24 protein-coding genes are annotated in these 25,647 nt (G+C 63.2%); 13 read left to right on the top strand and 11 right to left on the bottom strand.

From position 1 onward, the window contains the following. Positions 1 to 2 precede the first annotated feature (2 nt). Entirely contained in the window at positions 3 to 1,568 is a 1,566-nt protein-coding gene (locus RS897_RS07600) for a hypothetical protein (protein WP_315835972.1), read from the bottom strand. A gap of 261 nt (positions 1,569 to 1,829) precedes the next feature. On the opposite strand from RS897_RS07600, the gene RS897_RS07595 reads away from it, so the two are divergent. From RS897_RS07595 to RS897_RS07585, 3 genes are all read left to right on the top strand, one after another. Further along, a complete protein-coding gene (locus RS897_RS07595) occupies positions 1,830 to 2,993 on the top strand; it encodes an IS4 family transposase (RefSeq protein ID WP_315838550.1) in 1,164 nt (387 codons plus the stop codon). A 263-nt stretch (positions 2,994 to 3,256) separates the two neighbouring features. Then, positions 3,257 to 4,345, top strand: coding sequence for an acyltransferase family protein (locus RS897_RS07590; RefSeq protein ID WP_315835971.1), 1,089 nt, complete (start codon positions 3,257 to 3,259; stop codon positions 4,343 to 4,345). Beyond that, on the top strand, positions 4,342 to 5,553 hold the full coding sequence (locus tag RS897_RS07585; protein WP_315835970.1) for an SGNH/GDSL hydrolase family protein: 1,212 nt from the start codon (positions 4,342 to 4,344) through the stop codon (positions 5,551 to 5,553). Before RS897_RS07590 ends, RS897_RS07585 begins: the two co-directional genes overlap by 4 nt. Positions 5,554 to 5,749: 196 nt before the next feature. Here the strand turns inward: RS897_RS07585 and RS897_RS07580 are convergent, their stop codons facing one another. Beyond that, positions 5,750 to 6,724 carry a helix-turn-helix transcriptional regulator gene (locus tag RS897_RS07580; protein ID WP_315835969.1) on the bottom strand — a complete coding sequence of 325 codons (975 nt, stop codon included), beginning with the start codon at positions 6,722 to 6,724 and terminating at the stop codon, positions 5,750 to 5,752. A gap of 104 nt (positions 6,725 to 6,828) precedes the next feature. Between RS897_RS07580 and RS897_RS07575 the strand changes: the two genes are divergently transcribed. Beyond that, positions 6,829 to 7,482, top strand: coding sequence for a glutathione S-transferase family protein (locus RS897_RS07575; protein ID WP_315835968.1), 654 nt, complete (start codon positions 6,829 to 6,831; stop codon positions 7,480 to 7,482). Between the two features lie 163 nt (positions 7,483 to 7,645). Continuing rightward, positions 7,646 to 8,206 (top strand): NADPH-dependent FMN reductase, encoded by a 561-nt coding sequence (locus tag RS897_RS07570; protein ID WP_315835967.1) that lies wholly within the window; start codon positions 7,646 to 7,648, stop codon positions 8,204 to 8,206. A gap of 161 nt (positions 8,207 to 8,367) precedes the next feature. Here RS897_RS07570 and RS897_RS07565 read toward each other — a convergent pair whose 3' ends face one another. After that, positions 8,368 to 9,366, bottom strand: a complete 999-nt coding sequence (locus RS897_RS07565) for a LysR family transcriptional regulator (RefSeq protein WP_315835966.1) — start codon at positions 9,364 to 9,366, stop codon at positions 8,368 to 8,370. 238 nt (positions 9,367 to 9,604) lie between these two features. On the opposite strand from RS897_RS07565, the gene RS897_RS07560 reads away from it, so the two are divergent. Both RS897_RS07560 and RS897_RS07555 read left to right on the top strand, forming a co-directional pair. Continuing rightward, positions 9,605 to 9,958: a type II toxin-antitoxin system RelE/ParE family toxin gene (locus RS897_RS07560; protein WP_315835965.1), complete on the top strand. Its 354-nt coding sequence runs from the start codon at positions 9,605 to 9,607 to the stop codon at positions 9,956 to 9,958. A gap of 14 nt (positions 9,959 to 9,972) precedes the next feature. Further along, a complete protein-coding gene (locus RS897_RS07555; RefSeq protein WP_315835964.1) occupies positions 9,973 to 10,290 on the top strand; it encodes a helix-turn-helix domain-containing protein in 318 nt (105 codons plus the stop codon). A 147-nt stretch (positions 10,291 to 10,437) separates the two neighbouring features. On the opposite strand, the gene RS897_RS07550 is transcribed toward RS897_RS07555, so the two are convergent. Both RS897_RS07550 and RS897_RS07545 read right to left on the bottom strand, forming a co-directional pair. After that, complete coding sequence (locus RS897_RS07550) at positions 10,438 to 10,806, bottom strand: transcriptional regulator (protein WP_315835963.1); 369 nt, start codon at positions 10,804 to 10,806, stop codon at positions 10,438 to 10,440. After that, entirely contained in the window at positions 10,760 to 11,086 is a 327-nt protein-coding gene (locus tag RS897_RS07545) for a type II toxin-antitoxin system RelE/ParE family toxin (protein WP_315835962.1), read from the bottom strand. Before RS897_RS07545 ends, RS897_RS07550 begins: the two co-directional genes overlap by 47 nt. A 296-nt stretch (positions 11,087 to 11,382) precedes the next feature. On the opposite strand from RS897_RS07545, the gene RS897_RS07540 reads away from it, so the two are divergent. Then, positions 11,383 to 12,108 (top strand): phosphoribosyltransferase, encoded by a 726-nt coding sequence (locus tag RS897_RS07540; protein ID WP_315835961.1) that lies wholly within the window; start codon positions 11,383 to 11,385, stop codon positions 12,106 to 12,108. Between the two features lie 31 nt (positions 12,109 to 12,139). Here RS897_RS07540 and RS897_RS07535 read toward each other — a convergent pair whose 3' ends face one another. The 4 genes from RS897_RS07535 to RS897_RS07520 form a co-directional block, all read right to left on the bottom strand. Continuing rightward, on the bottom strand, positions 12,140 to 13,033 hold the full coding sequence (locus RS897_RS07535) for a dihydrodipicolinate synthase family protein (protein ID WP_315835960.1): 894 nt from the start codon (positions 13,031 to 13,033) through the stop codon (positions 12,140 to 12,142). Between the two features lie 4 nt (positions 13,034 to 13,037). Beyond that, positions 13,038 to 13,859: a carbohydrate ABC transporter permease gene (locus RS897_RS07530; RefSeq protein ID WP_315835959.1), complete on the bottom strand. Its 822-nt coding sequence runs from the start codon at positions 13,857 to 13,859 to the stop codon at positions 13,038 to 13,040. A 14-nt stretch (positions 13,860 to 13,873) separates the two neighbouring features. Then, a complete protein-coding gene (locus RS897_RS07525; protein WP_315835958.1) occupies positions 13,874 to 14,815 on the bottom strand; it encodes a carbohydrate ABC transporter permease in 942 nt (313 codons plus the stop codon). A gap of 422 nt (positions 14,816 to 15,237) precedes the next feature. Beyond that, positions 15,238 to 16,563, bottom strand: coding sequence for an ABC transporter substrate-binding protein (locus tag RS897_RS07520; RefSeq protein ID WP_315835957.1), 1,326 nt, complete (start codon positions 16,561 to 16,563; stop codon positions 15,238 to 15,240). 509 nt (positions 16,564 to 17,072) lie between these two features. Between RS897_RS07520 and RS897_RS07515 the strand changes: the two genes are divergently transcribed. Both RS897_RS07515 and RS897_RS07510 read left to right on the top strand, forming a co-directional pair. Next, on the top strand, positions 17,073 to 18,158 hold the full coding sequence (locus tag RS897_RS07515; protein WP_315835956.1) for a tartrate dehydrogenase: 1,086 nt from the start codon (positions 17,073 to 17,075) through the stop codon (positions 18,156 to 18,158). A 423-nt stretch (positions 18,159 to 18,581) separates the two neighbouring features. Next, entirely contained in the window at positions 18,582 to 20,957 is a 2,376-nt protein-coding gene (locus RS897_RS07510; RefSeq protein ID WP_315835955.1) for an efflux RND transporter permease subunit, read from the top strand. A 181-nt stretch (positions 20,958 to 21,138) separates the two neighbouring features. On the opposite strand, the gene RS897_RS07505 is transcribed toward RS897_RS07510, so the two are convergent. Next, entirely contained in the window at positions 21,139 to 21,639 is a 501-nt protein-coding gene (locus RS897_RS07505; protein ID WP_315835954.1) for a hypothetical protein, read from the bottom strand. 388 nt (positions 21,640 to 22,027) lie between these two features. Here RS897_RS07505 and RS897_RS07500 point away from each other — a divergent pair, with 388 nt between their 5' ends. The 3 genes from RS897_RS07500 to RS897_RS07490 all read left to right on the top strand — a co-directional run bounded on the left by RS897_RS07500 (position 22,028) and on the right by RS897_RS07490 (position 24,965). Next, on the top strand, positions 22,028 to 22,951 hold the full coding sequence (locus tag RS897_RS07500; protein ID WP_315835953.1) for a 2-dehydro-3-deoxygalactonokinase: 924 nt from the start codon (positions 22,028 to 22,030) through the stop codon (positions 22,949 to 22,951). Positions 22,952 to 22,973: 22 nt separating this feature from the next. Further along, a complete protein-coding gene (locus RS897_RS07495) occupies positions 22,974 to 23,591 on the top strand; it encodes a 2-dehydro-3-deoxy-6-phosphogalactonate aldolase (protein ID WP_315835952.1) in 618 nt (205 codons plus the stop codon). A gap of 63 nt (positions 23,592 to 23,654) precedes the next feature. After that, positions 23,655 to 24,965, top strand: a complete 1,311-nt coding sequence (locus RS897_RS07490; protein WP_315835951.1) for an MFS family transporter — start codon at positions 23,655 to 23,657, stop codon at positions 24,963 to 24,965. 268 nt (positions 24,966 to 25,233) lie between these two features. Here RS897_RS07490 and RS897_RS07485 read toward each other — a convergent pair whose 3' ends face one another. After that, the gene (locus RS897_RS07485; protein WP_315835950.1) at positions 25,234 to 25,626 is read right to left on the bottom strand and encodes a tautomerase family protein; all 393 of its coding nucleotides are present in this window, start codon (positions 25,624 to 25,626) and stop codon (positions 25,234 to 25,236) included. Positions 25,627 to 25,647: the final 21 nt, after the last annotated feature.

The raw sequence follows: 25,647 nt of genomic DNA, 5'->3' as shown, positions 1-25,647 counted from the left end.
TTTTATGGCGCGCTGAACAGCGACACGAACTGCGCCTGCGACAGCGGGAATTCGCCATTGTCGATCTGCGTCGGCCAGGCGCCGTCGACATCGAAATAGCAGGCGTAGGCCAGTTGCCCGGCATTGTCGGTCAACCAGGCGTGCATCTGTTGGATGAAATAGGGGTTGTCGCCGGCCTGGCCGACGCCCCATTCCGGATAGCTGATCGGTTTGCCATGGGCGGCGGCAAAGGTCTTGTGCCAGGTCAGGCCGAACGGCGCATTCAGGTAATTGTCGATCCAGCGCTGCTGCACACTGGTGCCGCCGACATAATCGTAGACGTCGAGGCCGATGTAATCGACCACGTCGTCGCCGGGGTAGGCCTGATCCGCCGGCATGTCCTGCGCCCCCCAGCCCGGGCACCAGTCGAACGTGAAGGCTGAGGACTGCGCGCGGAAGATTGCGACCACCCGCCGGTACGCCTCGATGTAATCCGCAGTCTGGTTCACCGCCGTCCCCGATCCCCCCGCGATGTTCATCTCCCAGCCGATGCGGATGATGGCGTCGGGCTGCGCGGCGGCGATCTTGGTGGCGGCGTTGATGAACTCGGCATCGTGCAGTCCGGCGCCGATGTCGGCAAGGGGCGTGCCCGAGACAGTCAGGGGAATGCTCCACACCAGCTTGCGGTCGGGATTGACGTTGAGCCAGAAACCGGGAAGCCAGTCGTTGTCGAAAAAGTCCGACCAGACCGAGCCGCCGTAGAAATCCATCGCCCGCACCGACGACGACGTCTGGTTCAGCCAGTCCTCCCAGATCGCCATGTTGGATTCGCGGCCGTCGTCGCCCCAGTTGACGAACGCGCCGGCGGCCTTGGGAAAGATCGACACGGCGGCCGTCTGCACGCTGAAGGCCTGCGCGATCGGCAGCACATACAGCAGCGTAAAGTTGCTGTCGGCGACGTTGGCCGTCAGCGACACCCGGTAATCGCCGGTGGGCACGTTCACCGGAATGGTGAAGGTGTGGGACAGCGGGACGATGCTGCCGCTGGTGACCTGGCTCGGCGTGAATCCCTCGGTGTGGATGCCGATCGATTGATCGCTGGCGATGTGGAACAGCTGGATGGTGAACGCCGTGGTGCCGAGATTCTGCAGCACGGTGAACGATGTCGCCACCGTGATGGTGTGGCCGAGGATCACCGTGGAGGGGCTGGTGCTGGTCGGGCCGGCCTTAACCGCCGCAGTCTGCACCAGAAGTCCCGCTGCATTGTCATCCTCGAACAGCAGCGTCCAATTGCTGTCGGCGGTGTTGGCGGTCAGCACGACGCTGTAAGGGCCGGTCGGGGCGTTCGCCGGAATCGTGAAGCTGTGCTTCATCGACACCGTGGCGCCGGTCGTCAAATCCGCGGCGGGCACGCCCTTGGTGGTGGCGCCGACCGTCTGGCTGCTGGCGATGTGGGTCAGCTGGACATTGAACGCGGTGTTGCCGAGGTTCTGCAGAATGTTGAACGAGGTGGTGACGGTGACGATGTCACCGGGCGCAAGCAGGGGACGATCGACCGTGGTTTGTCCCGCACTGATGGAGTTGGGCATGGGCTGTCTCCGGTAAGAGCACTGCTGCTGATCTCGCAGCCCATCCGATCTATCACCGCCCTCCTGTGGGTTGCCGCAAGCAACGGCTGTTGGTTCTGGGGGTAGTGTGGGTTGCTCTCGCCATCCGCACTGATTGCATTCACCTCTCCCCGCGTGCGCAGGGCTGTCCCGGGAATGATTCACTATGCCGCAGCGCATGCCCGGCGACTCCAGCGTGAACCGGATACTTTCTGGTTGTCGAGACACAGAAAAGGGCCGGGCATGCAATACGTGAATAGCATCTTTGGGGAGCTCCTCAAACCGATTGATCGACGACAATTTCGGGAAATCGTCGAGCGACATAACGGTAATGCCTACGACAAGACGTTCAAAAGCTGGGATCATCTTGTGGCGATGGTGGGCGCCCAATTGGGCGGGGTCACGAGCCTGCGCGCTGTGGAAGCGACCTCTAAGGCAAACTCCCATCAGCATTATCATTTGGGTGTAGGCAAGACCCCTCGCTCGACACTCTCGCGTGCGAATGCACGTCGTCCGGTGAGTATTTTCGCGGAAACTTTCGCGATGCTGGCAAAGAAGGCCGATCGACACACGCGGGTGGAAGGGGCCGAGATGGTTCGGTTGATCGACTCGAGCCCGGTGCCGTTGGGCAAGATGTGCGAATGGGCCGAATGGAATGGCCGTATCCGCGGCCTGAAGATGCACGTCGTCTATCATCCAGGGAACGATGTCCCGCGTTGTGTCGAGATTACGCCGGCGACCGTCAATGACGTCGAGATCGGCCGTCAAACGGAGCTGGAAGCCGGTGCGACCTACGTTTTCGACAAGGGCTATTATCACTTTGGCTGGTGGAAGAAGATCAATGCTGCCAAGGCTTTCTTCGTCACCCGCGTCAAGGTGAACACGCGCTTGCGCATGACAAAGTCCCGGTACGTGCGCAAGACCATAGGCGACGGCTTCAGAGTCATCGCCGATGCCAATGTCTCGCTCGCCAGCAAGGGCGATTCCAGTCTGCCGATCCCATTGCGACGCATCAAGGTCAGGCGTGACAAAGGGGGAATGATCACTCTCATCACCAACGATCTCGAACGCACGGCAGTCGAGATTGCGGCTCTCTACAAGAGCCGCTGGCAGATCGAGCTCCTGTTCCGCTGGATCAAGCAGCATCTCAACCTCCACAAGTTCATGGGCAAGAACGACAACGCCATTCGGCTGCAAATCATAGCCGCGATGATCGCCTATCTGCTCCTGCGCCTCGCGCGGCGTCTGAATTCCTTGCCGATGCTGCAGCTACGTTTCGCTGAGCTCGTTTGCCAACGCCTGTTCATGCGAAAACCGATCGCAGAAATTGACACCCCGCCACCCGTCAATCCGAGCAGGCCAAAACCCAGGTTCTCTCCCGATCAGCTGGGGTTCACCTATGCGTGATTTTTCCCGGGACAGCCCTGCCGCGTGCGGGGAGAGGTCGCCGCGCTTTTGCGCGGCGGGTGAGGGGGCGTCGCCATGAATTCCGTGTCTTGATACAGCCCCTCACCCCAACCCTCTCCCCGCAAACGCGGGGAGAGGGAGAGCGCTGTTTGTTGTTGTTAACGAGTCGACTCAAACTCATCCCGCTCTATCCCGCGGCCTCCGGCCCACCGCTTGCACGGGCGTCCCCAACCAACGCGCAAACAGCAAAAGGGCGTGCCACCATGGGACAGACCGCTGCGGCTCCGGCTCGTTTTGAGACGGTAAATGGACACGGGCAACTGCTGTCGATCCAGTATCTTCGCGGGTTTGCGGCGCTCAGCGTGCTGGTCACCCATGTGCTGCAATGGCCGATCGCCGAGTACAACATGGGGCTGCTGAAGACGGGGCGGCTCGGCGTCGAGGTGTTTTTTGTGATCAGCGGCTTCATCATGACCATGATCGCAGGCCACGGCACCTTCAAGCCGCAGGAGTTTTTGGGGCGCCGCGCCATCCGCATCGTGCCGGCCTACTGGGCGGCCACCGTGCTGGTGACGGTGCTGGCGCTGGCGATGCCGAACCAGTTCCGCACCACGGTTCCGAGCTTTGAAGGCTTCATCAAGTCGTTGCTGTTCATTCCCTCGATCGAGCCGAAGGCGCCGTTGCTGACGCTCGGCTGGACGCTGGACTACGAAGCCTTCTTCTATGTGGTGTTCGCCAGTCTCTTCTTCCTGGAATCACGCGCGCGCACCGCGGTGCTGTGCGGCCTGTTCACTGTCCTGATTGCGATCGGCCTGATGCTGAATCATCCCAGCCATGTGCAGGCGTTCTACACCAGCATGAGCCTTGCCGGCTTCTGCTGCGGCACCGTGCTGGCGCAGTTCTATCGGTCCGGTATCGCCATGCGCGGCCCGCTCGCCCGGTCTCTGGCGCTTGCCGCGCTGCCGGTGCTGCTGGCGCTGTTCTATCTCATCCCCTGGGACAATGCCGAGCATGCACTGTTGCCCGTGCATCTCCTGATGTCGGCCACCGCCATCTGCATCGTGCTGATCGGCCTGCAGATCGAAGTCGCCGGACGGCTGCCGCGCAGCGCCGTGCTGAAGTTCATCGGCGATACGTCCTATTCGCTTTATCTCTTCCACATCTTCGCGGTGGCCGCGGTGTGGGGCGTGGCGAAACGGCTGTTCGATGTGCAGCAACCACTGGTCTATATCGCCTTCACGTTGCTGGCGATAACCGCGGGTTTGGTCTTCGCCTGGGTCTGTTATCGCCTGGTGGAGCGTCCGTTCCTCACAGCTAGCCGCAACTGGCGGCGGAACGCCGTGCCTGCGTGACGACGCTGCCCGACATGCGTCGCAAGACGGCCGGTTTGTCCCGCCGAAAGGCCACCTTGCTGCTCGGCTCCTGCATTTTAGGACTCGGATGGAGCCATGCTGCCGCAGCGGTCGGCGATCCGTTGACGCCGGAGATGATCGCACGGTCCCGGCTGCCGGGCGCCGACTTCACCCGGCTGCAACGCGTCTTCGCCAAAGCGCGCCGTGGCGAGCGGATCACCCTTGGCGTGATCGGCGGCTCGATCACCGAAGGTTCGCTCGCGACTGTGCCGGAGAACAGTTATGTCGCGCGGGTGCGGGCCTGGTGGCAGGACAAATTTCCGCGCAGCGCGCTTCGCCTGGTCAATGCCGGTTTCAGCGGCACCGGTTCGCTGTACGGCGTCTTCCGCGCGCAGCGCGATCTGCTGGAGGCCAAGCCCGATCTGGTTGTCATCGAGTTCGCGGTGAACGATGCCAGCGCCGATGCAGCGGCGTATGAAGGCCTGGTGCGGCAGATCCTGGCGCGGCCGAATGCGCCGGCGCTGCTGCTGCTGTTCATGATGTGGGAAGGCGGCGGCAACCTGCAGGAGATGCAGGCGCCGATCGGTGCGCACTATCGTTTGCCGATGGTGAGTTTTCGCGATGCGCTGTGGCCGGAGATGGCGGCCGGGCGCCTGCGCTGGTCGGATTTCCTTGTCGACGCCGCGCATCCCAACGATGCCGGCCACGCGGTCGCCGCGCGTCTCGTCACCGCGCTGCTGGATGACGCCGACAAGGCGGGAGTCCCGGATGCCGGGCCCCTCGCGCCACTGCCGTCGCCGCTTCATTCCGATGCTTATCAGTTCGTCTCCTGGCGCCGTTCCGTCAGCCTGACGCCGTCGCGCAACGACGGCTGGACGCGTATCACCGATGACAAGGGCGCCGTGTTCTGGACCGGCACCGAAAAAAGTGGACAGGTGAGTTTCGAATTCTCCGGCACCGGCATCGTCGCGGTGGTGGTGCGTCCGCCCAATGATGCGGGACGCGTCCAGTTCTGGGTCGATGGCGTGGCGGCGCTGACCGTCGATGCCGACATGGTGGTCAAGCGCGACGTCGTGGTGGTAGCCGAGGGGCTCGCGCCGGGACGGCATACATTGACGATGGCAAGAGTCGATGCGCCGGGTGCAGGTGCGGCGAGCCAGACAGTTGCGCTGGCGGGGTTGGGGGCGATCGGCGTCAACCGTCGTTGAAGCGTCTCTCCACTCTCGGTGTCATCGCCCGTTCATACCGGGCGTACTGGATGCCCGCATTCCGCGGGCATGACAGCAGAGTGTGGAAAACGCCTCGGCGCACGAACAGTGAATCTTGGCGCTTACGGGACAGCCCGGTGATGACAACAGTGAGTGGAGTGCCTTCGTCTCCTCCAACAACGACAGATCTGCCCTATCAGCGATACCGCTGCCGCAATTCCTTCGCGATCTCCCTCATCTTCGTCCGCAGCTCCGGCGGCTCCAGCACCTCCGCCTCGATGCCGAACCGCAGGATGTCGCTGCTGGCGTGCCAGTCTGACGCGCCGATCGGTAGGGTGACGATGCGATAGCCCTCGCTGTCCGGCTCGCTGATCTCCATGCGCGAGACGGCGAAAGGCGATGTCAGGTGCTCCAGCAGCTTCATGCCGGTGGGTGAGATGCGAACCCGCGCTCGGCGCGGATGAAGTTCGTCCTCCAGCCGCCGCGTCGCGTCGCTCCAGTAGGATTCGAGGCTGAACTCCGCGGGACGCGCGAACCGTTCGTCCAGCACCGCGATGTCTCTGATGCGGTTGATCCGGTAGGTGCGCGGCTTGCCTTGCACCGATTCTTGCACCGCTCCCACCATGTACCAGGCGCCGCTTTTCAGCACGATGCCGAGCGGCGCCACCTGGCGATGCTTTTCCGCCTTCCAGCTGCGATAGCGGATCTGGACCAGCCGCTCCTCCCACACGGCCGTTGCGATCTGCTGCAGCGAGGCCGGCTGCTCCGCCGCATGAAACCAGCCCGGCGCATCGAGATGAAAGCGCGCCCGCATCCGCTCCGCCGCAGGCCGCAGCTCGGGCGGAAGTGCTGCGGTGATTTTCAGTTGCGCCGCCGTCAGGACCGCGCCGAGTCCCAGCGCGGCGGCCGGCCCCGACAGGCCGGAGAGAAACAGCGCATCGGCCTCCTGGGCCGACAGCCCGTTGAGGCGCACGCGATAGCCGTCCAGCAGCCGGTAGCCGCCGGTCGATCCGCGATCGCTGTACACGGGAACGCCGGCGGCGCTGAGCGCATCGATGTCGCGATAGATCGTCCGCAGCGACACTTCACAGTCGTCGGCCAGGGCCTGGGCCGTCACCCGCCCACGGGCTTGAAGAGTGATCAGGATCGAAAGAAGCCGGCTCGCACGCATGTCCGACAGCGTACTTCAACCTGACAAAAGATGACAGGTATGGGGTCCTAAAAGGCCCGGGCCGGCGGCTTCAGCCGGCGCCCAGCCCCGAGAGGACACAGCCCGTGAGCCAATCCGCCCCCATCACCTTCTTCCATTCCCCTCAGACCCGATCGTCCGGTGCGCTGACCCTGCTTGAAGAGCTCGGCGCGCCCTATGAGCTCAAGGTTCTCAACATGAAGGCAGGCGAGCAGCGGCAGCCGGCGTATCTCGCCATCAATCAGCTGGGCAAAGTGCCGGCCATCCTGCATGGCGAGACGCTTGTGACCGAGCAGGTGGCGATTTTCATCCATCTCGCCGACCTGTTTCCGCAGGCGGGCCTTGCGCCCGCGCTGACCGATCCCCGGCGCGGGGCCTATCTGCGCTGGCTGGTCTATTACGCCGCGTGTTACGAGCCCGGCCTGGTGGACAGGGCGATGAAGCGTGATCCGGCGCCGCCGGCGATGTCGCCTTATGGCGATTTCGACACCATGCTGCAGGCCGTGGTGAGCCAGGTGACGGATCGTCCCTACCTGCTGGGCGACAAGATTTCCGCCGCCGATATCCTGTGGGGCAATGCGTTGCATTGGGGATCGCTGTTCAAGCTGATTCCCGAGAGCGACACCGTCACGGCATATGTCAAACGCGTGACACAGCGGCCCGCCGCGCTCAAGGTCGCGGCGATGGATGAAGCCTTGGCCGCGGAGCACCAAAAGGCGGTCGAAGCTGCCAAGGTCTGACGGAGATCTCCCTGCGCGGGCCAGATCAAGAAACGATGAGTTTCAAAGGTTTCTATATTGCCGCCAGCGGGGTGAGCTATGGTCATGGTCGGCACGGTGAGGGCGAGCAAGCGCCCCGCCGCGCTTTTTGTTTTTCGCAGCTAAGACGAGGGACGTTTCGACCATGACCATCAATGTGCTCACCATCAGCGGCAGCCTGCGCAAGGGCTCTTTCAACACCGCCCTGCAGCGCGCCTTGCCGGCACTGGCGCCGGCTGACATGAAGCTGACGGAAGCGCCGTCCTATGACAGCTTTCCGCTCTACAATGCCGACGTCCAGAACGGCAGCGGTTTCCCCGAGGCGGTGAAGACGTTTGCCGACGCGATCCGCAACGCCGACGGCGTCGTGATCATCACCCCGGAATACAACTACTCGGTGCCCGGTGCGCTGAAGAATGCCATCGACTGGGTGTCGCGCCTGGAAAGCCAGCCCTTCAAGGACAAGCCCGTCGCGATCCAGTCCGCCACCGGCGGCCCGCTCGGCGGCGCGCGCATGCAGTATCACCTGCGCTCGATCCTGGTGTTCCTGAATGCCCACACCTTCAACACGCCGGAAATCTTCGTCGGCTCGGCTCACACCAAGTTCAACGACAAGCTCGAACTCACCGACGAGACTACGAAGAAGTTCGTGTCGCAGCAGCTGGAGGCCTTCGGCAAGTACATCGCCCGCGTGCGCGCTGACTAAGCTGAGCTATATTCCGTCATCCTGAGGTGCGCGCTCTTGCGCGCCTCGAAGGATGAACGGCCCCAGAGTCACTGCTCGGGCCGTCGCCCTTCGAGGGCCATCCTTCGGATGGCCACCTCAGGGTGACGGATCACGTTGATCGAGCCTCAGCTCATCACGCTCTAAACCTTCGCCTTGACCCGCTTCCGCGGCCCAGCCGCCACGTCCCGCGCCACCATCTTCGGCAGCCTCTTCCTCTTCGCCTCTTCACACGTCACCCATGACGGCTTCGACAGCCGCTTGGCCAGAAACTCCGCCAGCGCATCGATCCGTGCCGGCCGCGGGCCTGCTGACGGCGTCACGAAGTGCAGTGCCGCCTGCGGGATCTGCCAGTCCTCCAGGATGATCTCGATCTCGCCGGTGGCCAGCGCATCGGCGGCGATGAATTCCGGCAGCGCCGCGATGCCGAGGCCCGCGATCAATGTCGGCATGACGGCATCGCTGTTGTTGACCCGCAGCGGCCCGGCGGGCCGGACGCTGACATGCTCGCCATCCGGGCCTGTGAAGTGCCAGCTGTCGGCGGTGTGCAGATAGCTGTAGGTCAGGCACTTGTGCTTGGCGAGATCGAGTGGATGGGTCGGCCGCCCCTCGCGCGCGAGATAGGACGGCGCCGCCAGCACATATCTATTAATGGCGCAGAGGCGCCGCGCCACCAGCGAGGAATCCGGCATCACCGCGATGCGCAGCGCCGCGTCGAAGCCTTCGCCGATCAGGTCGACGATGGCGTCGCTCAGATGCAGGTCGATCGAAATTTCCGGATAGCGCTCCAGAAATTCCGGCAGCAGCGCCGCCACGCTGCGCACCCCGAACGACATCGGCACCGCCAGGCGAATGCGCCCGCGCGGCGTCGCCGATTGCGCCAGCGCATCGTTCTCCGCCGCTTCCCCTTCGGCGAGAATCCGCGCCGCGCGTTCCGCCAGCATCTTGCCGGCATCGGTCAGCGCGAACCGCCGCGACGTCCGGTTGAACAGCCGCGCCCCCAGCCGCGTCTCCACCCGGCTGATCGCCTTCGACACCGTCGCCTTGGAGAGCCCGAGCTCGGTGGCGGCGCCCACGAACGAACGCATCTCCACGACCTTGGCAAAGATCGCGAGGCCTTCGAGATCGGGGAGTTTTGACATGAGGCGATCCGAAACGATGAGGAGTGGTGGTTTCCAATTGTGAGCCTAGCCGTCGGCTCAACCAGCGGCAAGCCGGTTACTTTCGCCCCAATGACATCTGCCGAGAACCGTCGTCCCCTGCACGAACCATGGACGACCGCGGCGGCACAACAGCGCCATGAATCACCTCCACTTGCCTTATTTGGATTTGTTGTGCGGTATGTACATTATATGGTCCATGTATCATATATAGGGCAGTATGGCGGCTAAGCAGCCTCAGAAAATCCCGGTCGTCTTCTACCGCACACGGGGTGGCTTCGAGGTCGTTCGGGATTGGCTGCGCGGCCTCGACGTATCCGACCGAAGTGCGATCGGCCTGGACCTGATGCGGGTGCAGTTCCGGTGGCCGGTCGGCATGCCATTGTGCCGGGCGATGGGGGACGGCTTGTGGGAAGTCCGGACGACCTTGCCCAGCAACCGAATTGCCCGCGTATTGTTCTGTGTGCTGGAGAATCGAATTGTGGTGCTTCACGGGTTTATCAAGAAAACCCAGAAGACTCCCGACGATGAACTGGCACTGGCCCGCAAGCGTAAGAAGGAATTCGGACCATGAAGAAGGTTCGCGCGATGAAGAAGAAGGTGACCAGAAAAAAGACGAAGGCCTCGCGCTCTGCAACGAAGCTGACCGCGCTTGACGATATCCTGAAAGTCGACGGCAAGCTTGAAGAATTCGAGGCCATCGCGATCAAGGAGGTTTTGGCCTGGCAACTCTCCGAGGCGATGAAGGCCGGGAAGATGTCTCAGAAACGCCTTGCCGAGCGCATGAAAACCAGCCGCAGCCAGGTCAGCCGCTTGCTCGATCCCAAAGACGGCAATGTGACGATTTCGACCTTGCAACGCGCGGCGCGAATGGTCGGGCGGACGCTCCGGCTTGAGCTGGTGTGAGTTTCACAATTGGTGGCCTGGCCGGAAGCCGGAAGCGTCTGAGACCGGGCCGCCTGCCCGTCCTCACCATGCGTACCGCACCGCGCCCTTGCCGGCGTAGGAACGCGTGACGCGTTTTGCGGGCATGTCAAGTCCATGGAATGGCAGTCAATTGACGTGAAGCCGCACGCCCGCGCGCTTTTGCAAATAGCCGAGCACGTTGAACAGGTTCTTGGCCTGCGGGTTTCCACGAGGGCCGAACATGCGGATCAGGCTCTTGGCCGGCGCTCCGGTTGCCTCACCCAGCTTTTCAAAACCAACCGTCGCCTTGATGTAGTCGCGCAGAATGGTTTTGCCGGTATCGACGTCGCCGCCCAGCATCGCATCGATGCCCTCGCGCAGAAGCGCCTCGGCAAATTTCTTGTCGGTCTTGACTCGGCTTTGAACCAATTCCTTGAAGGGTTTTGCCTTTACCATTGTTCGTCTCCGTTCAGCGCTGTCCGCGTTTGCTTTTTTTGTAGTCCCGCCAGTAGCCATGCGCTGCCTCGATATCCCGTTGCTGCCGCTTCTTTGTTCCACCTGTCAGCAAGATCACGATGGTGTCGCCATCCCGGCCGAAATAGACCCGGTAGCCGGGGCCGAAATCGATCTTGTATTCCAGCACGCCCTCGCCAACGCTTTTGACGTTGGAGAAATTGCCTTGCTCCATGCGGGCAATCGCGCGCGTGATCTTTGCGCCCGCGACTGCATCGAGCTCCGCGAACCAGTCGGCGAATGGCGTGGCATCGCCCGCAGCCGACGTAGTAGCGAATTTCAACCATCGGAGCAGGGTAACATATATGTTACCCTTGTTTCAACGGGAATAGCTTGGTTGGCGGCGCCGGTGTCGGACGTGGACATCGCCACGCGCGCCCTGCAGTTCGGCTTGGCGCCGGCGCCCCTGTCGCCGTGGTATATGCATCTCCCCGGCAGCGGGGATGCTGCTCGGGGGTGACGAATCTCAATGAGCGGCGGATTGTCGGCAGTTGCTGGAGTTGGTGCGATAATTGCTTCACACTGATGGCACATCGTGACTCACGATCATTTGGTTCCGGATGTAAGCACTGCATCGCGATGACTGCGCATGAGACCTACACCGAGCCGACAACCGGCTATTGGCAGACCCTGACGCCGCAGGTGCCTGCGCGGTTTGCGGCAGCGCCGCCCTATCGCTTCGGCTATCCTGTCAGTCTGCCCTGCGGCCGCTTCCTGGTTCTGCCGCTGCGCCGATTGCCCGACGGCAATCACGCCGTTGCGTCCCTGATTGCCAACCAGGCCTCGCACATCGTTGTTGCGGCGCTGGTTGACCACATGGCCACACAGGCGCGCGCAAACGATGCCGAGATCATTGTCGGATTGCCGACGCTGGGCCTTGCCTTTGCCTCGCTGGTGGCCGAGCGGCTTGGACAGCCGCGCTATGTCCCGCTCGGGTATTCGCGCAAGTTCTGGTATGACGATGCGCTATCCGAGCCGGTCACCTCGATCACGAGCCCCGAAGGCGGCAAGCAATTGCGGCTGGACCCCAACCTGTTGCCCCTGATCGAAGGCCGACGGGTGGTTCTCGTCGACGATGCGATCTCCACCGGCGCGACCGCGGTGGCTGCCGTGCGTCTGTTGCAGAAGGCCGGCGCCGACATCACCGGCATGATCGTCGCCATGAAGCAAACCAATCGCTGGGAAGCGCCGGTCGCGTCACTCTCCGCGCCGCTTGCGGTCCGTGCGGTCTACGGCTGCCCGCTCTTCCTGCGCAGCCACGCCGGCTGGATGCCTGTCAGTGAGACGCAGCCTGCCATTCCCTGAATTTGCAGTTCACCACATCTGGAGGCAAAGCCTACCCAGTCCGCCCCAGCCTCTCCGCAAACCTCTCCACCAACTCCAACCCGAACGCCGTCGGCTGCATCGCCGGTGCACGATCATGCACCGTGAGCCCAGCCCGCGCCGCGAACAGGCGTTTGCCGTGGCAGATCAGGCTTTCGACGGACTGCATTACGAACACGATGGCGGGCAGGATGTCTTGTTCGATGCGTTCGGCTTGCGCGATGTCGCCGGCGCGGTAGGCGTTGTAGGCGCGGACGGCATGGTCGATCACGTCGGGGGCGAGAATGAGTCCGGCGCAACCGGCGCGGAGGTTGTCGATCAATTCAAGACCGCCGCGGCCGTTGAACACGGGGACGCGACCCTCCGTGAGATCGATCACGGTCTTGATGTCGGTGGCGGGTCCCTCGCCTTTCAGGAGACAGATGTTGGGATAACGCGTGACCAGTTCGGCGATCTCGGCGGCGGTGAGGCCGCGGCCCATATAGGCCGGCGCGTTCTGGATGCCGACCGGCAGGGATGTGGCCTCGGCGATGCGGCCGAAGAAGGTGATGTATTCGGCGGCGCTGTGGCTGCCGACCATCGGCGGCTGCAGGATCACCCAGTCGGCCTTGTTGGTCTCGGCCACGCGCACTTGCGCGATCTGCTCGGCAACGGAGGAGCCGAAGATGGTGAAGGCGAGCGGCACTTTGCCGCCGACGTCCTCCGACACCCATTCCATCACGGCGCAGCGCTCGGACACCGTCAGCTTGGAGACTTCGGTGGCAAGGCCCAGCGCCGCCATGCCATGCACGCCGGCGTCGAGGCAGAAAGCGACCTGCCGCCGCATTGCCGCGCGGTCCAGCTTTTCGTCGGCGTCGAACATCGCATAGACGATGCCGTGGATGCCATGGAATGCGGGCTTGGCCATGTCCTCAGCCGCCTTTCACCGCGCCGGCGGTGAGGCCGGCGACGATCTGGCGCTGGGCGAACATGGTGAGCAGCAGCACCGGCAGGGTGACGACCAGCGCCGCGGCCGCGAGCGGGCCCCAGCTCAACTGGTCGTACGAGATCATGTTGTAGACGGCGACCGGCAGGGTGCGGGTTTCACGTCCCGCCAGCACGATGCCAAAAGCGAAATTGTTCCAGGAAAAGATCACCGCCAGGATGAGGGAGACGGCGATGCCCGGTTTCGCAATGGGAAGCGCGACATGGCGGAACACCTGCCAGCGGCCGGCGCCGTCGATGATGGCGGCTTCCTCCAGCTCCATCGGCGTGGTGTCGAAATAGCTGATCATGATGTAGATCACGATCGGCACGGTGATGACGAGATGGATCAGGATCTGCGGCAGCAGCGTGCCCATCACCCCCATCCATTGGAACAGCAGGAACAGCGGGATCAAATAGGAGAGGCCCGGCGTCATGCGCGCGATCAGCACCACGAACGCCGCCTTCATCGCCTTCATGCGCGAGATGCCATAACCCGCGGGCACGCCGACGAGGAGGCCGAGCAGCGTCGCCGATCCGGTGACGATCAGGCTGTTGACAAAATACTGCACGAAGCGATTGGACTGCATCACCTGGATGTAGTTGTCCCAGGTGACTTTGGTCGGGATCAGGATCGGCGGATAGGACGAGTTGTCGATCTCGAGCTTGAGCGACAGCGAGATCATCCAGATGAAAAACAGGATCGCCGGCGACACCAGCACGATTGCGACGAAAACCAGTGCGGCCTGATTGAGCCATTGCCGGATCATGCGCAGACCTTCATTTAAGATGTCCCCAATTCCATCCACTGGGTGCGGCGGCGCAAATACAGCAGCAGCACCGACAGCGCCACCACCAGCAGGAAGAACACCAGCGCGATCGCCGAGCCGTACCCGACGTCGTAATAAACGAACGCCACCGAATAGAGATAGAGGTTGATGGTCTCCGATGCGTTGCCGGGGCCGCCCTGCGTCATGGCGAAGATGATGTCGAAACTCTTGACTGCATCGATGGAGCGGATGATGGCGGCGACCAGGATGAACGGGGCCAGCATCGGCAGGGTGATGAAGCGGAACATCTGCCACTGGGTGGCGCCGTCGATTTGCGCGCTTTCGTAGGGCTCGGTCGGAATCGCCGCGAGGCCGCCGAGCAGGATCAGCATCACCAGCGGCGTCCACTGCCAGGTCTCGACCATCACCAGCGATGGAATCACGGTGGCCGGATGGAAGATCCAGAGCTGCGCGGGGATGCCGACCAGCGACAACAGGTAGTTCATCACGCCCAGCTGCGGGTGGAACATCATGGTCCAGACCAGCGCGATGGCGACCGGGGTCGCCATCATCGGCATCACGAAGAGACCGCGCAGGAAGCCGCGCGCCGGAAATTTGGCATGAAAAATGAGAGCCGCGAAGACGCCGAGCACCAGCGGCAGCACCACCGCCAGCACGGTGTAGATGATGGTGTGGATCGTGGCATCGATGAAACGCGCGTCGGTGAACAGCCGCGCATAATTGCTGAGGCCGACAAACCGCGAGGGTTCGCCGACCTTCCAGCCCTGCAGGCTCATCCAGACGGTGAACACCCACGGAAACACGATGACGCCGCCGACCACCAGCACCGCCGGCACGACAAACGGCCAATAGGTCGGCGGCCGCCATTCCCTGGTGGCCGGCTTTGCCGGCGTCACGCCATCGAGGCCGCTTGTTCTGACGCTCGCGTCAACCATGTGCCGAAAAATCCTCTTTGCGAACGTCGTGTTCAAGTCCGTAGCCCGGATGAGCGCAGCGATATCCGGGAAGTTCAAAGCCCCGCATGTCGCTGCGCTCATGCGGGCTACAGGTGTTCCAAGAACTCAGCGTCTCACCACCCACAGTGTCATCGTCCGGCTTGACCGGACGATCCAGTAACCCCGGTATGAATGGTGAGATCGCTGAAGCGATGAATAGGAACTGAAACCCGCCGCTTCTGACGTCATCGCTCCACCATCAGCCTTGTTGCCTACTGGATCGTCCGGTCAAGCCGGACGATGACACTGAGAATGTTGAAGCGCGTAGCCCGGATGAGCGTAGCGATATCCGGGGGCCACCCGCGAAGACGCTCCCGCATGTCGCTTCGCTCATGCGGGCTACGACTTCAATTCCGTGGAGCTCACCCCTTCTCACTTCTCTCCAGGATCGGCTTGAACTGTTCGGTCGCCTTCTTCATCTCGGTGGCGGGATCCGCGCCCGACAGCGTCGCGGTGATCGCGGCGCCGATGACGTCGCGGAATTCGGCCACCGGCACGATCACCGGCAGGCCGAGCTTGCTGACCTTGGCCGAACCCAGCACGCAATCCAGCCACTCCTTCGGCATCTTCACGCCGGCGCGGGTTTCCGGATCCTCGATCACCGAATTGCGGAAGGGGACGCCGCCGCCGATCTGCAGCAGGCGCGCGCCCATCAGCTTCGACACCGCCCATTCGCAATAGAGATAGGCGGCTTCCTTGTTCTTGCTGGTCTCGGCCACGCCGATGCCGTCGCCATAGGTCGCCGAGGCCCGGATCTTCGGTCCCTTCGGAATGACGCCGTAGCCGACCTTGCCGACCACGCGCGAGCGGGTCGGATCTTCCAGCGGCGGCGCCCAGCCGATGCCGTCGAGCCACATCGCGGCGCGGCCCTGGATGAAGGCGGCCTGGGATTCCATCCAGTTGAAGCCGGCGATGCCGGGAGGGCCGGCCTTGGTCAAGAGATACTGATACTGCTTGGTGGCTTCGATCGCTTCCGGGCTGTCGGTGAGCAGGTTGCCCTTGGCGTCGATGAAGTCGAGGCCGTAGCCGAGATAGATGCTGGCCCACATCGGCAGGTTGGCGTTGCGCAGGCCGCGGCCGACGAAACCGGCGATGCCTTCCTTCGGATCGTTCAGCAGTTCCGCGGCCTTGATCATCTCCTCGATCGTATCGGGGTAGGGGATGTTCTTTTTCGCGAAGATTTCCTTGTTGTAGTACAGCATGAAGTAGTCGACCGACCACGGCAGCGAGCGCAACTGGCCCTTGTCGGTGGTGGCGTAGGTCTGTCCCGCCGCGGAGAAATCGTCGGCCTTGAGATCGCTGGTGGTGAGGTTCGGGTCCTTGATGAAGCCGGAGAAGTCGGCGAGCCAGCCGGCCTTGTCGAACTGCCGCTTCTGCACGTGATAACTCACATGCACCACGTCGAAGTTCGGCTTGCCTGATGTCAGCTCGATCACCGCTTTCTGGCGCTGCTGCTGCTCGGGGATCAGTTCCGACGACACCTTGATGCCGGTGAGTTCGGTGAATTCCTTTTCATGGCGCTGCAGCAACTCGCCGCGCGGGCCCTTGATCAGGTTGGCCTCGATCGAGGTGCCGGCATATTTCTTCCAGGCCGGATCGGCGAATGCGGGAAGTCCGCTCAAGGTGAGCGCGCTGGTGGCGAGTGCTCCCTGCAGCACTGTACGGCGGGTCGGGCCAAAGCTGGCCATATGGTCGTCCTCCCTCTGGTCCGCCTTTTGCGGCGGTGATTGATTGTTGGCCCTGCGCCCGCGGCGCGAGGGTAAGAAAGTAATATATTAGACGGGACACGCCGACAAGCAAGCGTCGACAAAGGCATTCGCAGGCGGCGTTGCTCGGCGGATGTTCGCATGCCGGTTCGCTGCTGCAAATGCCGATGCTGTCCCGCTATGTGGGCCGGTGCGACATTCGTCCTGTCGCAATTCCATGCGTGCGATGCCACTCTCTGTTTTTCAAACGGCGGTCGATCAGCCGTCAACAACGACATGCGAGGCCGATCGCCGGGCGCCGATCATTACCGCGAACGACCGGTTCGCCGACTGATATCGTGATGTTGCGCTGATATCTTCAGGCTGGCCTAACCGGCATTGCTGGTATTTAACGCCAGTCATTCCCAGCCGGGGACGCGCGCCATAATGTGTGCGGCCCCGTTCCAATCCCGGGCGCGCCTTCAAGCCCAAACAAGACCAGGATACGCACCATGGCCACCACCGGCACCAACAGAAAATATCGCATCGCAGTTCTCGCCGGAGACGGCATCGGCAAGGAAACGGTGCCGGAAGGCCTGCGGGTGCTGGAAGCGGCTGCGTCGAAATACAAGTTCGATCTCGAACTCGATACCTTCGATTTCTCCTCCTATGACTATTACGCCAAGCACGGCCAGATGATGCCGGACGACTGGAAGGCGCAGATCGGCGGCCATGACGCGATCTTCTTCGGCGCCGTCGGCTGGCCGGAAAAAATCCCGGATCATATTTCGCTGTGGGGCTCGCTGATCCTGTTCCGCCGGGAGTTCGACCAGTACGTCAACCTGCGTCCGGTGCGGCTGATGCCGGGCGTCAAATCGCCGCTGGCCGGCCGCAAGCCCGGCGACATCGATTTCTTCGTGGTGCGCGAGAACACCGAGGGCGAATATTCCTCGATCGGCGGCCGCGCGTTCCCCGGCACCGATCGCGAATTCGTGGTGCAGGAAACCGTGATGACCCGCACCGGTGTCGACCGCATCCTGCGCTTCGCCTTCGATCTCGCCAGCAAGCGCGAGAAGAAGCATCTGACCTCGGCCACCAAGTCCAACGGCATTTCGATTTCGATGCCGTACTGGGACGAGCGGGTGGAGGAGATGGCGAAGAATTATCCTGGCATCCGCTGGGACAAATACCACATCGATATTCTCACGGCGCACTTCGTCATGAACCCGGACCGCTTCGATGTGGTGGTGGCCTCCAACCTGTTCGGCGACATCCTCTCTGATCTGGGCCCCGCCTGCACCGGCACCATCGGCATCGCGCCGTCGGGCAACATCAACCCCGAACGCAAATTCCCCTCGCTGTTCGAGCCGGTGCACGGCTCGGCGCCGGATATCGCGGGGCAAGGCATCGCCAATCCGGTGGGCCAGATCTGGTCGGCGGCGATGATGCTCGACCATCTCGGCGAACCCGACGCCGCCAAGGCGGTGGTCGGCGCGATCGAGGCCGTGCTCAAGGAAGACAAGCTCCGCACCCGCGACCTCGGCGGCGCCGCCAACACCGAGACCTGCGGCAAGGCCATCGCCCAGGCGCTGGGGTAGGGTGGGGCTCGAAAAGCGCCTAACGCGGATCATGCACTGATTATTGAACTCGTCATGGCCGGGCTTGTCCCGGCCATCCACGTCTTTGTTGCTGCTATGTCGTTAAGTCGTGGATGCCCGGCACAAGGCCGGGCATGACGGAGAACAAAATCGAGGCGCTGCCTTAGGGGCCTGAGACATCTGGTCAGGCACGCCCCCCGCTCGAACTTTCCGTGATTTGCCCAAAAATGCCTTTTTTCCAACCCACCTCTGGACTTTAACCGGACGGAGAGGGGTGCTGCGGCCAAATCCAGCCCCGATCCGGGGCGGCCCGGAAGGCCGCTCGGGGGCTGCGGAACGCGTTGATTCCTGAGGAATATCCCCATTTCCCTCAAAATTTGCTAGACCCCACCCAGTTTCCTTATTCGCAAGAATGGATTGTGCATGCTCGACCCCGAGAAGATTGACGTCGGCGCGGAAGAAAATGCAGCCCGGCGCTCTCTGAGTATTGCGTTCGGGCTGGAGCGGGTCGGGCTGATCGCGATGCGCGCGCCGATCCTGTCCTGCATCGTTCTGGTTGCGCTGTGCATCGGTGCGTTCTTCGGTTTGCAGCGGATCAAGATCGACGATTCGCTGAGCCAGCTGTTCCGGTCCGAGACCCGCGAGTACAAGCAATATGAGGCGGTGACCAAACGTTTCCCGTCGGCCGAGTTCGACGTGCTGGTGGTGGTCGAGGGCAAGACGCTGCTGGAGCGGCAAAACCTCGAGAAGCTGCGTGACCTCGTGACCGACCTGCAACTGGTCGACGGCACCCGCGGCATCATCTCGCTGTTCTCGGCGCGCCAGGCGCCGGCACCGGGCAAGTTCCCGGCGGCGCTGTTCCCGGAAAAACTGCCGGAGGGGGCCGACTACGACAAGTTCATCGAAACGGTGAAGGGCAACGAGATCATCCGCGGCAAATTGCTGTCGGAAGACGGCACGCTGGCGCTGATCGTGCTGTCGCTGGAGCCCTCGGTGGTGTCGAGCAACGGGCTTGGCCCCACCGTCGGCGAGATCCGCAAGCTGATGACGCAGAATCTCGGCGACAGCGGGCTGTCGTTCCAGTTGTCGGGCGTGCCGGTGATGCAGCTCGAAATCCGCAATGCGGTGGAGCGCGACGGCCTTGTCTACAACATCGCCGGCATCCTTGCCGGCTGCCTGATCGCGATTTTGTTCTTCCGCAAGATCTCGTTCATGGTGATCGCGGCGTTCCCGCCGCTGCTGGCCATCCTGCTGGCGCTGGGCGGGCTGGGATGGGCCGGCTTCAGCCTCAACATGTTCCTCAACGTGATGACGCCGCTGATCATGGTGATCAGCTTCTCGGATTCGATGCAGCTGACCTTCGCGGCGCGCGACCGGCTGATCGCCGGCGAGGACAAGGTCACCGCCTTCAGCAACGCCATCCGCGTGGTCGGGCCGGCCTGCGTGCTGACCCACGCCACTGCCGGCATCTCGTTCCTGGCGCTGCAGTTCTCCAACTCCGACCTGATCCGCGCCTTCGGCGAGGCGGGGCTTGCGGCGACGATTATCGCGCTCCTGGTGGTGCTGTCGTTCGTGCCGGTGTTCGGCATTCTCTTGGTGCGCGGCGAGCAGAAGTTCGCGGCCAAGTTCAAGGGCTCGGACGTCGGCGTCAACGCCCTGCGCAATTTCTGCGCCTGGATCGCGGTGCGCATGGTCGGGCGTCCCGCGCTGTTCAGCCTGATCGCGCTGCTGGTGGTGGGTGGGCTCGGGGTCGTTTATTCCCAACTCGAGCCGCGCTATCGCCTGGCCGACCAGGTGCCGGACAAGCAGCAGGCGGTCGAAGCCTCCAGCCGGCTCGATGCAAAACTCACCGGCGCCAACCCGATCGACATCCTGATCGAATTCCCCAAGGGCGCCTCGCTCTATGATCCGCAGACGCTGCAGACCATCGCCGACGTCCATGCGCTGGTGGAGAAGCAGGCCGGTGTCGGCAACGTCTGGTCGCTGGAGACGCTGCGGCGCTGGCTGGCGGAAAAGGCCGGCTCCCATGATGTCGCGACACTGAAGGAATATGTCGACGCGATTCCCAATTATCTCAAGAACCGTTTCGTGTCGGCCGAGCAGGACGCCGTGGTGGTGTCCGCGCGCGTGCCGGACAAGGATTCCAGCCAGATCCTGCCGGTGGTGGAAGATCTCGACAAGGCGATGAATGCGGTGCGTGCCAAGCACCCGGGTTATGAGATCGCGGTCACCGGCCTCTCGGCGATCGCGGCGCGCAACAGCGCCAACATGATCGAGAAGCTCAACTCCGGCCTCACCATCGAATTCGCGTTCGTGGCGATCTTCATCGGCCTGGCCTTCCGCTCGGTGGTGGTGATGTTCTCCAGCATCCTGCCGGGCATCTTCCCGGTGGTGCTGTCCGGCACGGTGCTGTGGGCGCTGGGCGAGGGGCTGCAGTTCGCCAGCGTGGTGGCGCTGACGGTGTCGTTCGGGCTTGGGCTGAGTGCGACCATCCACTTCCTCAACCGCCTGCGGCTGGAAAGCGAGCCGGGCACCGACCCCGCGGTAGCGGTCGAGCGCGCCACCGTGCTGGTGGGACCGGCGCTGATCCTGACCACGGTGGTGCTGGCCTGCGGCCTCGCGGTGCTGGTGTTCTCCGACCTGCCGTCGCTGCGGCTGTTCGGCTGGCTCAGCGCATTCTCGATGATCGCGGCGCTGGTCGCCGACCTCTTCATCCTGCGGCCGACGGCGATGTTCCTGATCGGCCTTGGCGAGAAAGTGCGCATCGCCCTTAAGGGCCCGGCGAAAACCGGCACCTGACCGGCAGGGGACAACGTTTCAGCCTGTAGCCCGGATGAGCGAAGCGACATCCGGGGTGCGCGCTCCGAGCCCTACATCCCGGGTATCGCTTTCGCTCACCCGGGCTACTTGGCATCATTCCATCCAAACAAAAACGGCGGCTCGATGAGTCGCCGTTTTGCTTTTGAACCGAACGAAACGCTTAACGCGCCAGCGTGATCTGCACGCCCTTGAACTGGGTGTTCTGCGAATTGATGGCGATGGTCTGCTTGTTGCCGCGGGCGACCATGGACAACTCCGCCGCAAAACCGTTGGCGGTCACCAGCGCATTGAACTGGCCCTGGCTGGCGCGTCCCTCGACGCCGCCATTGATGCCGCGGCTGACCTCGCTCCAGGTGCCGGTCAGGTTGCCGCCGCGATTGGTGACGTCGCTGTTGAGATCGAACTTGTAGCTGTCGCTGGCGCAGCGCAGCACCTGCTGCAGGTTGTTGCCCTCGGAATCGACCGTATAGGTCGCGCGGCATCGGATGCGCTCGCTGCCGCCGTCGGCGATCTGCACGGTGCCGGTGCCGTTCCACGCGCCGCCGAGGCCCTTGAACGGGCCCGATTGGGCATAGCTCGACGGCGCCGCCGCCATGATGCCGATCACCACACAGGCCGCCTTGATGGCATGCCAGAAAATTTTCGAACCAAACGCTATCATGGAAATGTCCCTGCGATCTGTCGTGTATCCGGTCGATCCCGACCGTTGTCGTTCCCACACTTTAGTCGCGGCGCATCACCGCGGGTTCAAGCCAAGCCCAACAACTTTGTCCGACCGTGCGCTGACATGAGGGTGTCTCGTATCACGTCCGGTAGGCCCGGATGTGTGATGCCGGCGCTGGTTTTGCAACGGTTCCAGCTACCCGGCGGGAGAAAAAACAGGTCTGAAATAGTGTCGGGATTCCATTGCGATGAGCAACCTGGCGCACCATGTGAACCCGCCTTTTGGGTTGTCGAACCTGCTCCAAAATTGGGCACTTGTAATCCCCGGCCGTCGCGTGCCAAAGCCGAGTGGTTGGATACGAGACAATTGGAAGAAGAGCCCGGTGATGGCCGAACCAGACTGGATCGCGGTGGATTGGGGCACGTCGAACCTGCGTGCCTGGGGCATCGGCAGGGACGCGGAGGTGATGTTTTCCGAGACCTCCGATCGCGGCATGGGCCGGCTCGCCCGCGAGGATTATCCCGGTGTGCTGATGCAGCTTGTGGCCGGTCATCTCGCGCAAGACGGAGCGTCGGTCGATGTGATCATCTGCGGCATGGCCGGCGCCAGGCAGGGCTGGCTGGAGGTCCCCTATCTCGCCACGCCGACCAGCCTCGATGATCTCCTGGGCAAAGCCGTGCGGCCGGCGCTATCAGCCTCGCGGTTGTCGCCGCGCATTCTTCCCGGCCTGTGCCAGGCGCGACCAGGCGCGGAAGACGTCATGCGCGGCGAGGAAACCCAGTTGCTCGGCCTCACGACACTGGTGCCAAATTTTTCCGGCGTGGTCTGCATGCCCGGCACCCATTGCAAATGGGTGCGGCTCGACGGCCGCCGCGTCGAGGGCTTCACCTCCGCGATGACCGGCGAAGTGTTCGAGGTGTTGAGGCTTCATTCGGTGCTGCGGCACTCCTTCACCGGCGAGCCCGATCCGGCCGATCGCGCGCAGGGGCTGACGGATGGTCTGGCCGCTGGGCTCGCCGCGCCTGACAAACTCATGACCCAGCTGTTTCGGGTGCGCGCGGCGTCGCTGTTGTCAGACCGCCAGGCGGGATGGTGCGCCGGATATCTGTCCGGGCTGCTGGTCGGATCGGAGATCGGCGGCCAACGCGACTGGATCGGCAGCGGCGGAGAGATCCCGCTGATCGGTGGCGAAGCGCTGGCACAGATCTATGCCCAGGGCCTGGCGATGGCTGGCGTTCAGTCCCGACGAATTGATGCGACCGATGCGGTGCTTGCCGGCCTAAAAGCCGCGCGGTCGGCCGGCGCTTGAGACAGTGTTGACAGGAGGCTCCATGACAAACCCACGTCCCTTGATCGCGATCCTGCGCGGGATCACTCCGGCGGAGATTCTCGGTGCATGTGACGCGCTGGTCGGCGCCGGCATCACGATGATCGAGGTGCCGCTGAACTCGCCGCAGCCGCTAATCTCGATCGCCTTGGCCGCGAAAGAATTCCACGGGCGCGCGTTGCTCGGCGCCGGCACCGTGCTCGCGCCGGAGCAGGTGGATGCGGTGGTGGAGGCCGGCGGCCGCTTCATCGTCTCGCCGGACTGTAACGACGACGTGATCCGCCGCACCCGCGACTGCGAGCTGCAGTCCTATCCTGGGGTCTTTACGCCGACCGAAGCGTTTCGCGCCATTCGTCTGCATGCCACCGCGCTCAAGCTGTTTCCCGCCGAGATTCTTGGTCCGGCCGGCATCCGTGCGATCAAGGCGGTGCTGCCGGAAACGATGCCGCTCTATGCGGTGGGCGGCGCCAGTCCCGACAATTTCGCAGAGTTCATCGCGGCGGGCTGCACCGGGTTCGGGCTCGGCAGCTTCCTGTACAAACCCGGCTTTTCCGCCGCCGAGATCCGCACCCGCGCCGAATCCGCGGTCAGGGCCTATGACCTTGCCGCATTGAAGGCATGACTCGCCTCAGTGGCGCAAAACCGTTAAGCCCGCCCCACTGAAGCCCAGAGGGAGGACGCCGCCTTGACCGCAACCACGACGCCCGTTGCCGGCGATGCCGCCGATCGCCGCCGCCGCATTTTCGCGATCTTCGGCAGTTCCTCCGGCAACCTGGTCGAGTGGTACGATTTCTATGCCTATGCCTTTACGGCGCTGTATTTCGCGCCGTCTTTCTTCCCCAAGGGCAACCAGACCACGCAACTGCTGCAGACGGCTGCGGTGTTCGCCATCGGCTTCCTGATGCGGCCGATCGGCGGCTACATCTTCGGCTTCATCGCCGACAAATACGGCCGCAAGACCTCGATGATGATCTCGGTGCTGATGATGTGCGCGGGCTCGCTCGCCATCGCGCTGTTGCCGACCTACGCACAGATCGGCACCGCCGCGCCGGCGCTGCTGCTCTTGGCGCGCATGGTGCAGGGGCTGTCGGTCGGCGGCGAATACGGCACCAGCGCCACCTATATGAGCGAGGTTGCGCTCGCCGGCCGGCGCGGCTTCTTCGCCTCGTTCCAGTACGTCACGCTGATCGGCGGCCAGCTGCTGGCCTCGCTGGTGATCCTGATCGTGCAGCAGTCGATGTCGGACGGCGACCTCCGGTCATATGGCTGGCGCATCCCGTTCTTCATCGGCGCGGTCTGTGCCGTGGTGGCGCTGTTGCTGCGCGCGTCGCTGCACGAAACCACATCGGCGGACACTCGTGCGCGCAAGGAAGCCGGTTCGCTGAGCGAATTGTTCGGCAAGCACAGCCGCGCCTTCCTCATCGTGCTGGGATACACCGCCGGCGGTTCGCTGATTTTCTACACCTTCACCACCTACATGCAGAAGTATCTGGTCAACACTGCGCACATGAACGACCGCACCGCCAATGTGGTGATGACCGCGGTGCTGTTCACTTACATGATCATGCAGCCGCCGTTCGGCATGTTCGCCGACAAGTTCGGCCGCAAGACCGCGATGCTGATCTTCGGCGGCCTCGCCACGGTGTGTACGGTGCCGCTGATGTATGCGATCGGCGGGGTGACCAATCCCTATGTCGCCTACATTCTGATCGTGGCCGCACTCGCCATCGTCTCGTTCTACACCTCGATCAGCGGCCTGGTGAAAGCCGAGATGTTCCCGACCGAAGTGCGCGCGCTCGGTGTCGGCCTCGCTTACGCCATCGCCAACGCCATCTTCGGCGGCTCTGCCGAATATGTCGCGCTGTGGTTCAAGGACGCGGGCTCGGAATCCTCGTTCTACTGGTACGTCACGATCATGTGCGCCATCGCCTTCATCTCGGCTTTGGTGATGGCGGATTCCCGCACCCACGGCTATTTGCGCGGCGAGGAACATTAGCTACCAGCCGAGCACGCGGGTGGAGGCGACCACCGCGCCCGCAAGGCTGAGAATGAGGATGGCTCCGAAGGCGAGACCGATCAGGTGGGCCATCAGCCGCGTTCTCTGACAGTTGGTCATGGCTGCAACTCCCGGCATGTCAGCGCGATGCGCCGGCCTGCCTCCTCCAGCACCGGCAGCGGCGCCGCGCAGGTGATGCGGATGAAGGGCGACAGCCCGAAATCGGAGCCCGGCAGCACCGTGGCGCCGCTGCGGTCGCGTGCATGGCCTACGCCTCGTTCTTGACGTACTGCGCGATGCCGTGGCCGAACGACCAGTTCTCCGGCTTGACCTCGACAAGATTGATGAACACGTCCTCGGGGCGCACGCCGGGAGCCTCCGTGAGGCGCTCGACGATCCGGCGATACAGCGCCTGCTTCTGTGCGACATCGCGGGTGTTGCTGACCGTGATCTGGATGATGACCAGGTCATCGCTGCGGGCGATGCCGAGATAACTCGCGCTGTAAGTGAAATTCGTCTCGTCATGTTCCGTGATGGTCATGAAGCGGTCTTCGTCCGGCACGTTGAAGGTCTCGCGCAGTGCCAGATACACGCCGTCGAGAATGTCCCTGCGATAGGTCGCCGGCTTGCCGTGTCGGAGCGATACATGGGTGAGGGGCATGGCTTGGTTCTCCTTCAATGC

Source organism: Bradyrhizobium prioriisuperbiae (genome assembly GCF_032397745.1).
GTDB lineage: Bacteria > Pseudomonadota > Alphaproteobacteria > Rhizobiales > Xanthobacteraceae > Bradyrhizobium_A > Bradyrhizobium_A prioriisuperbiae.
Note: the sequence above shows the minus strand (reverse complement) of the source record. Positions and strands in the feature narration are given on the sequence as shown.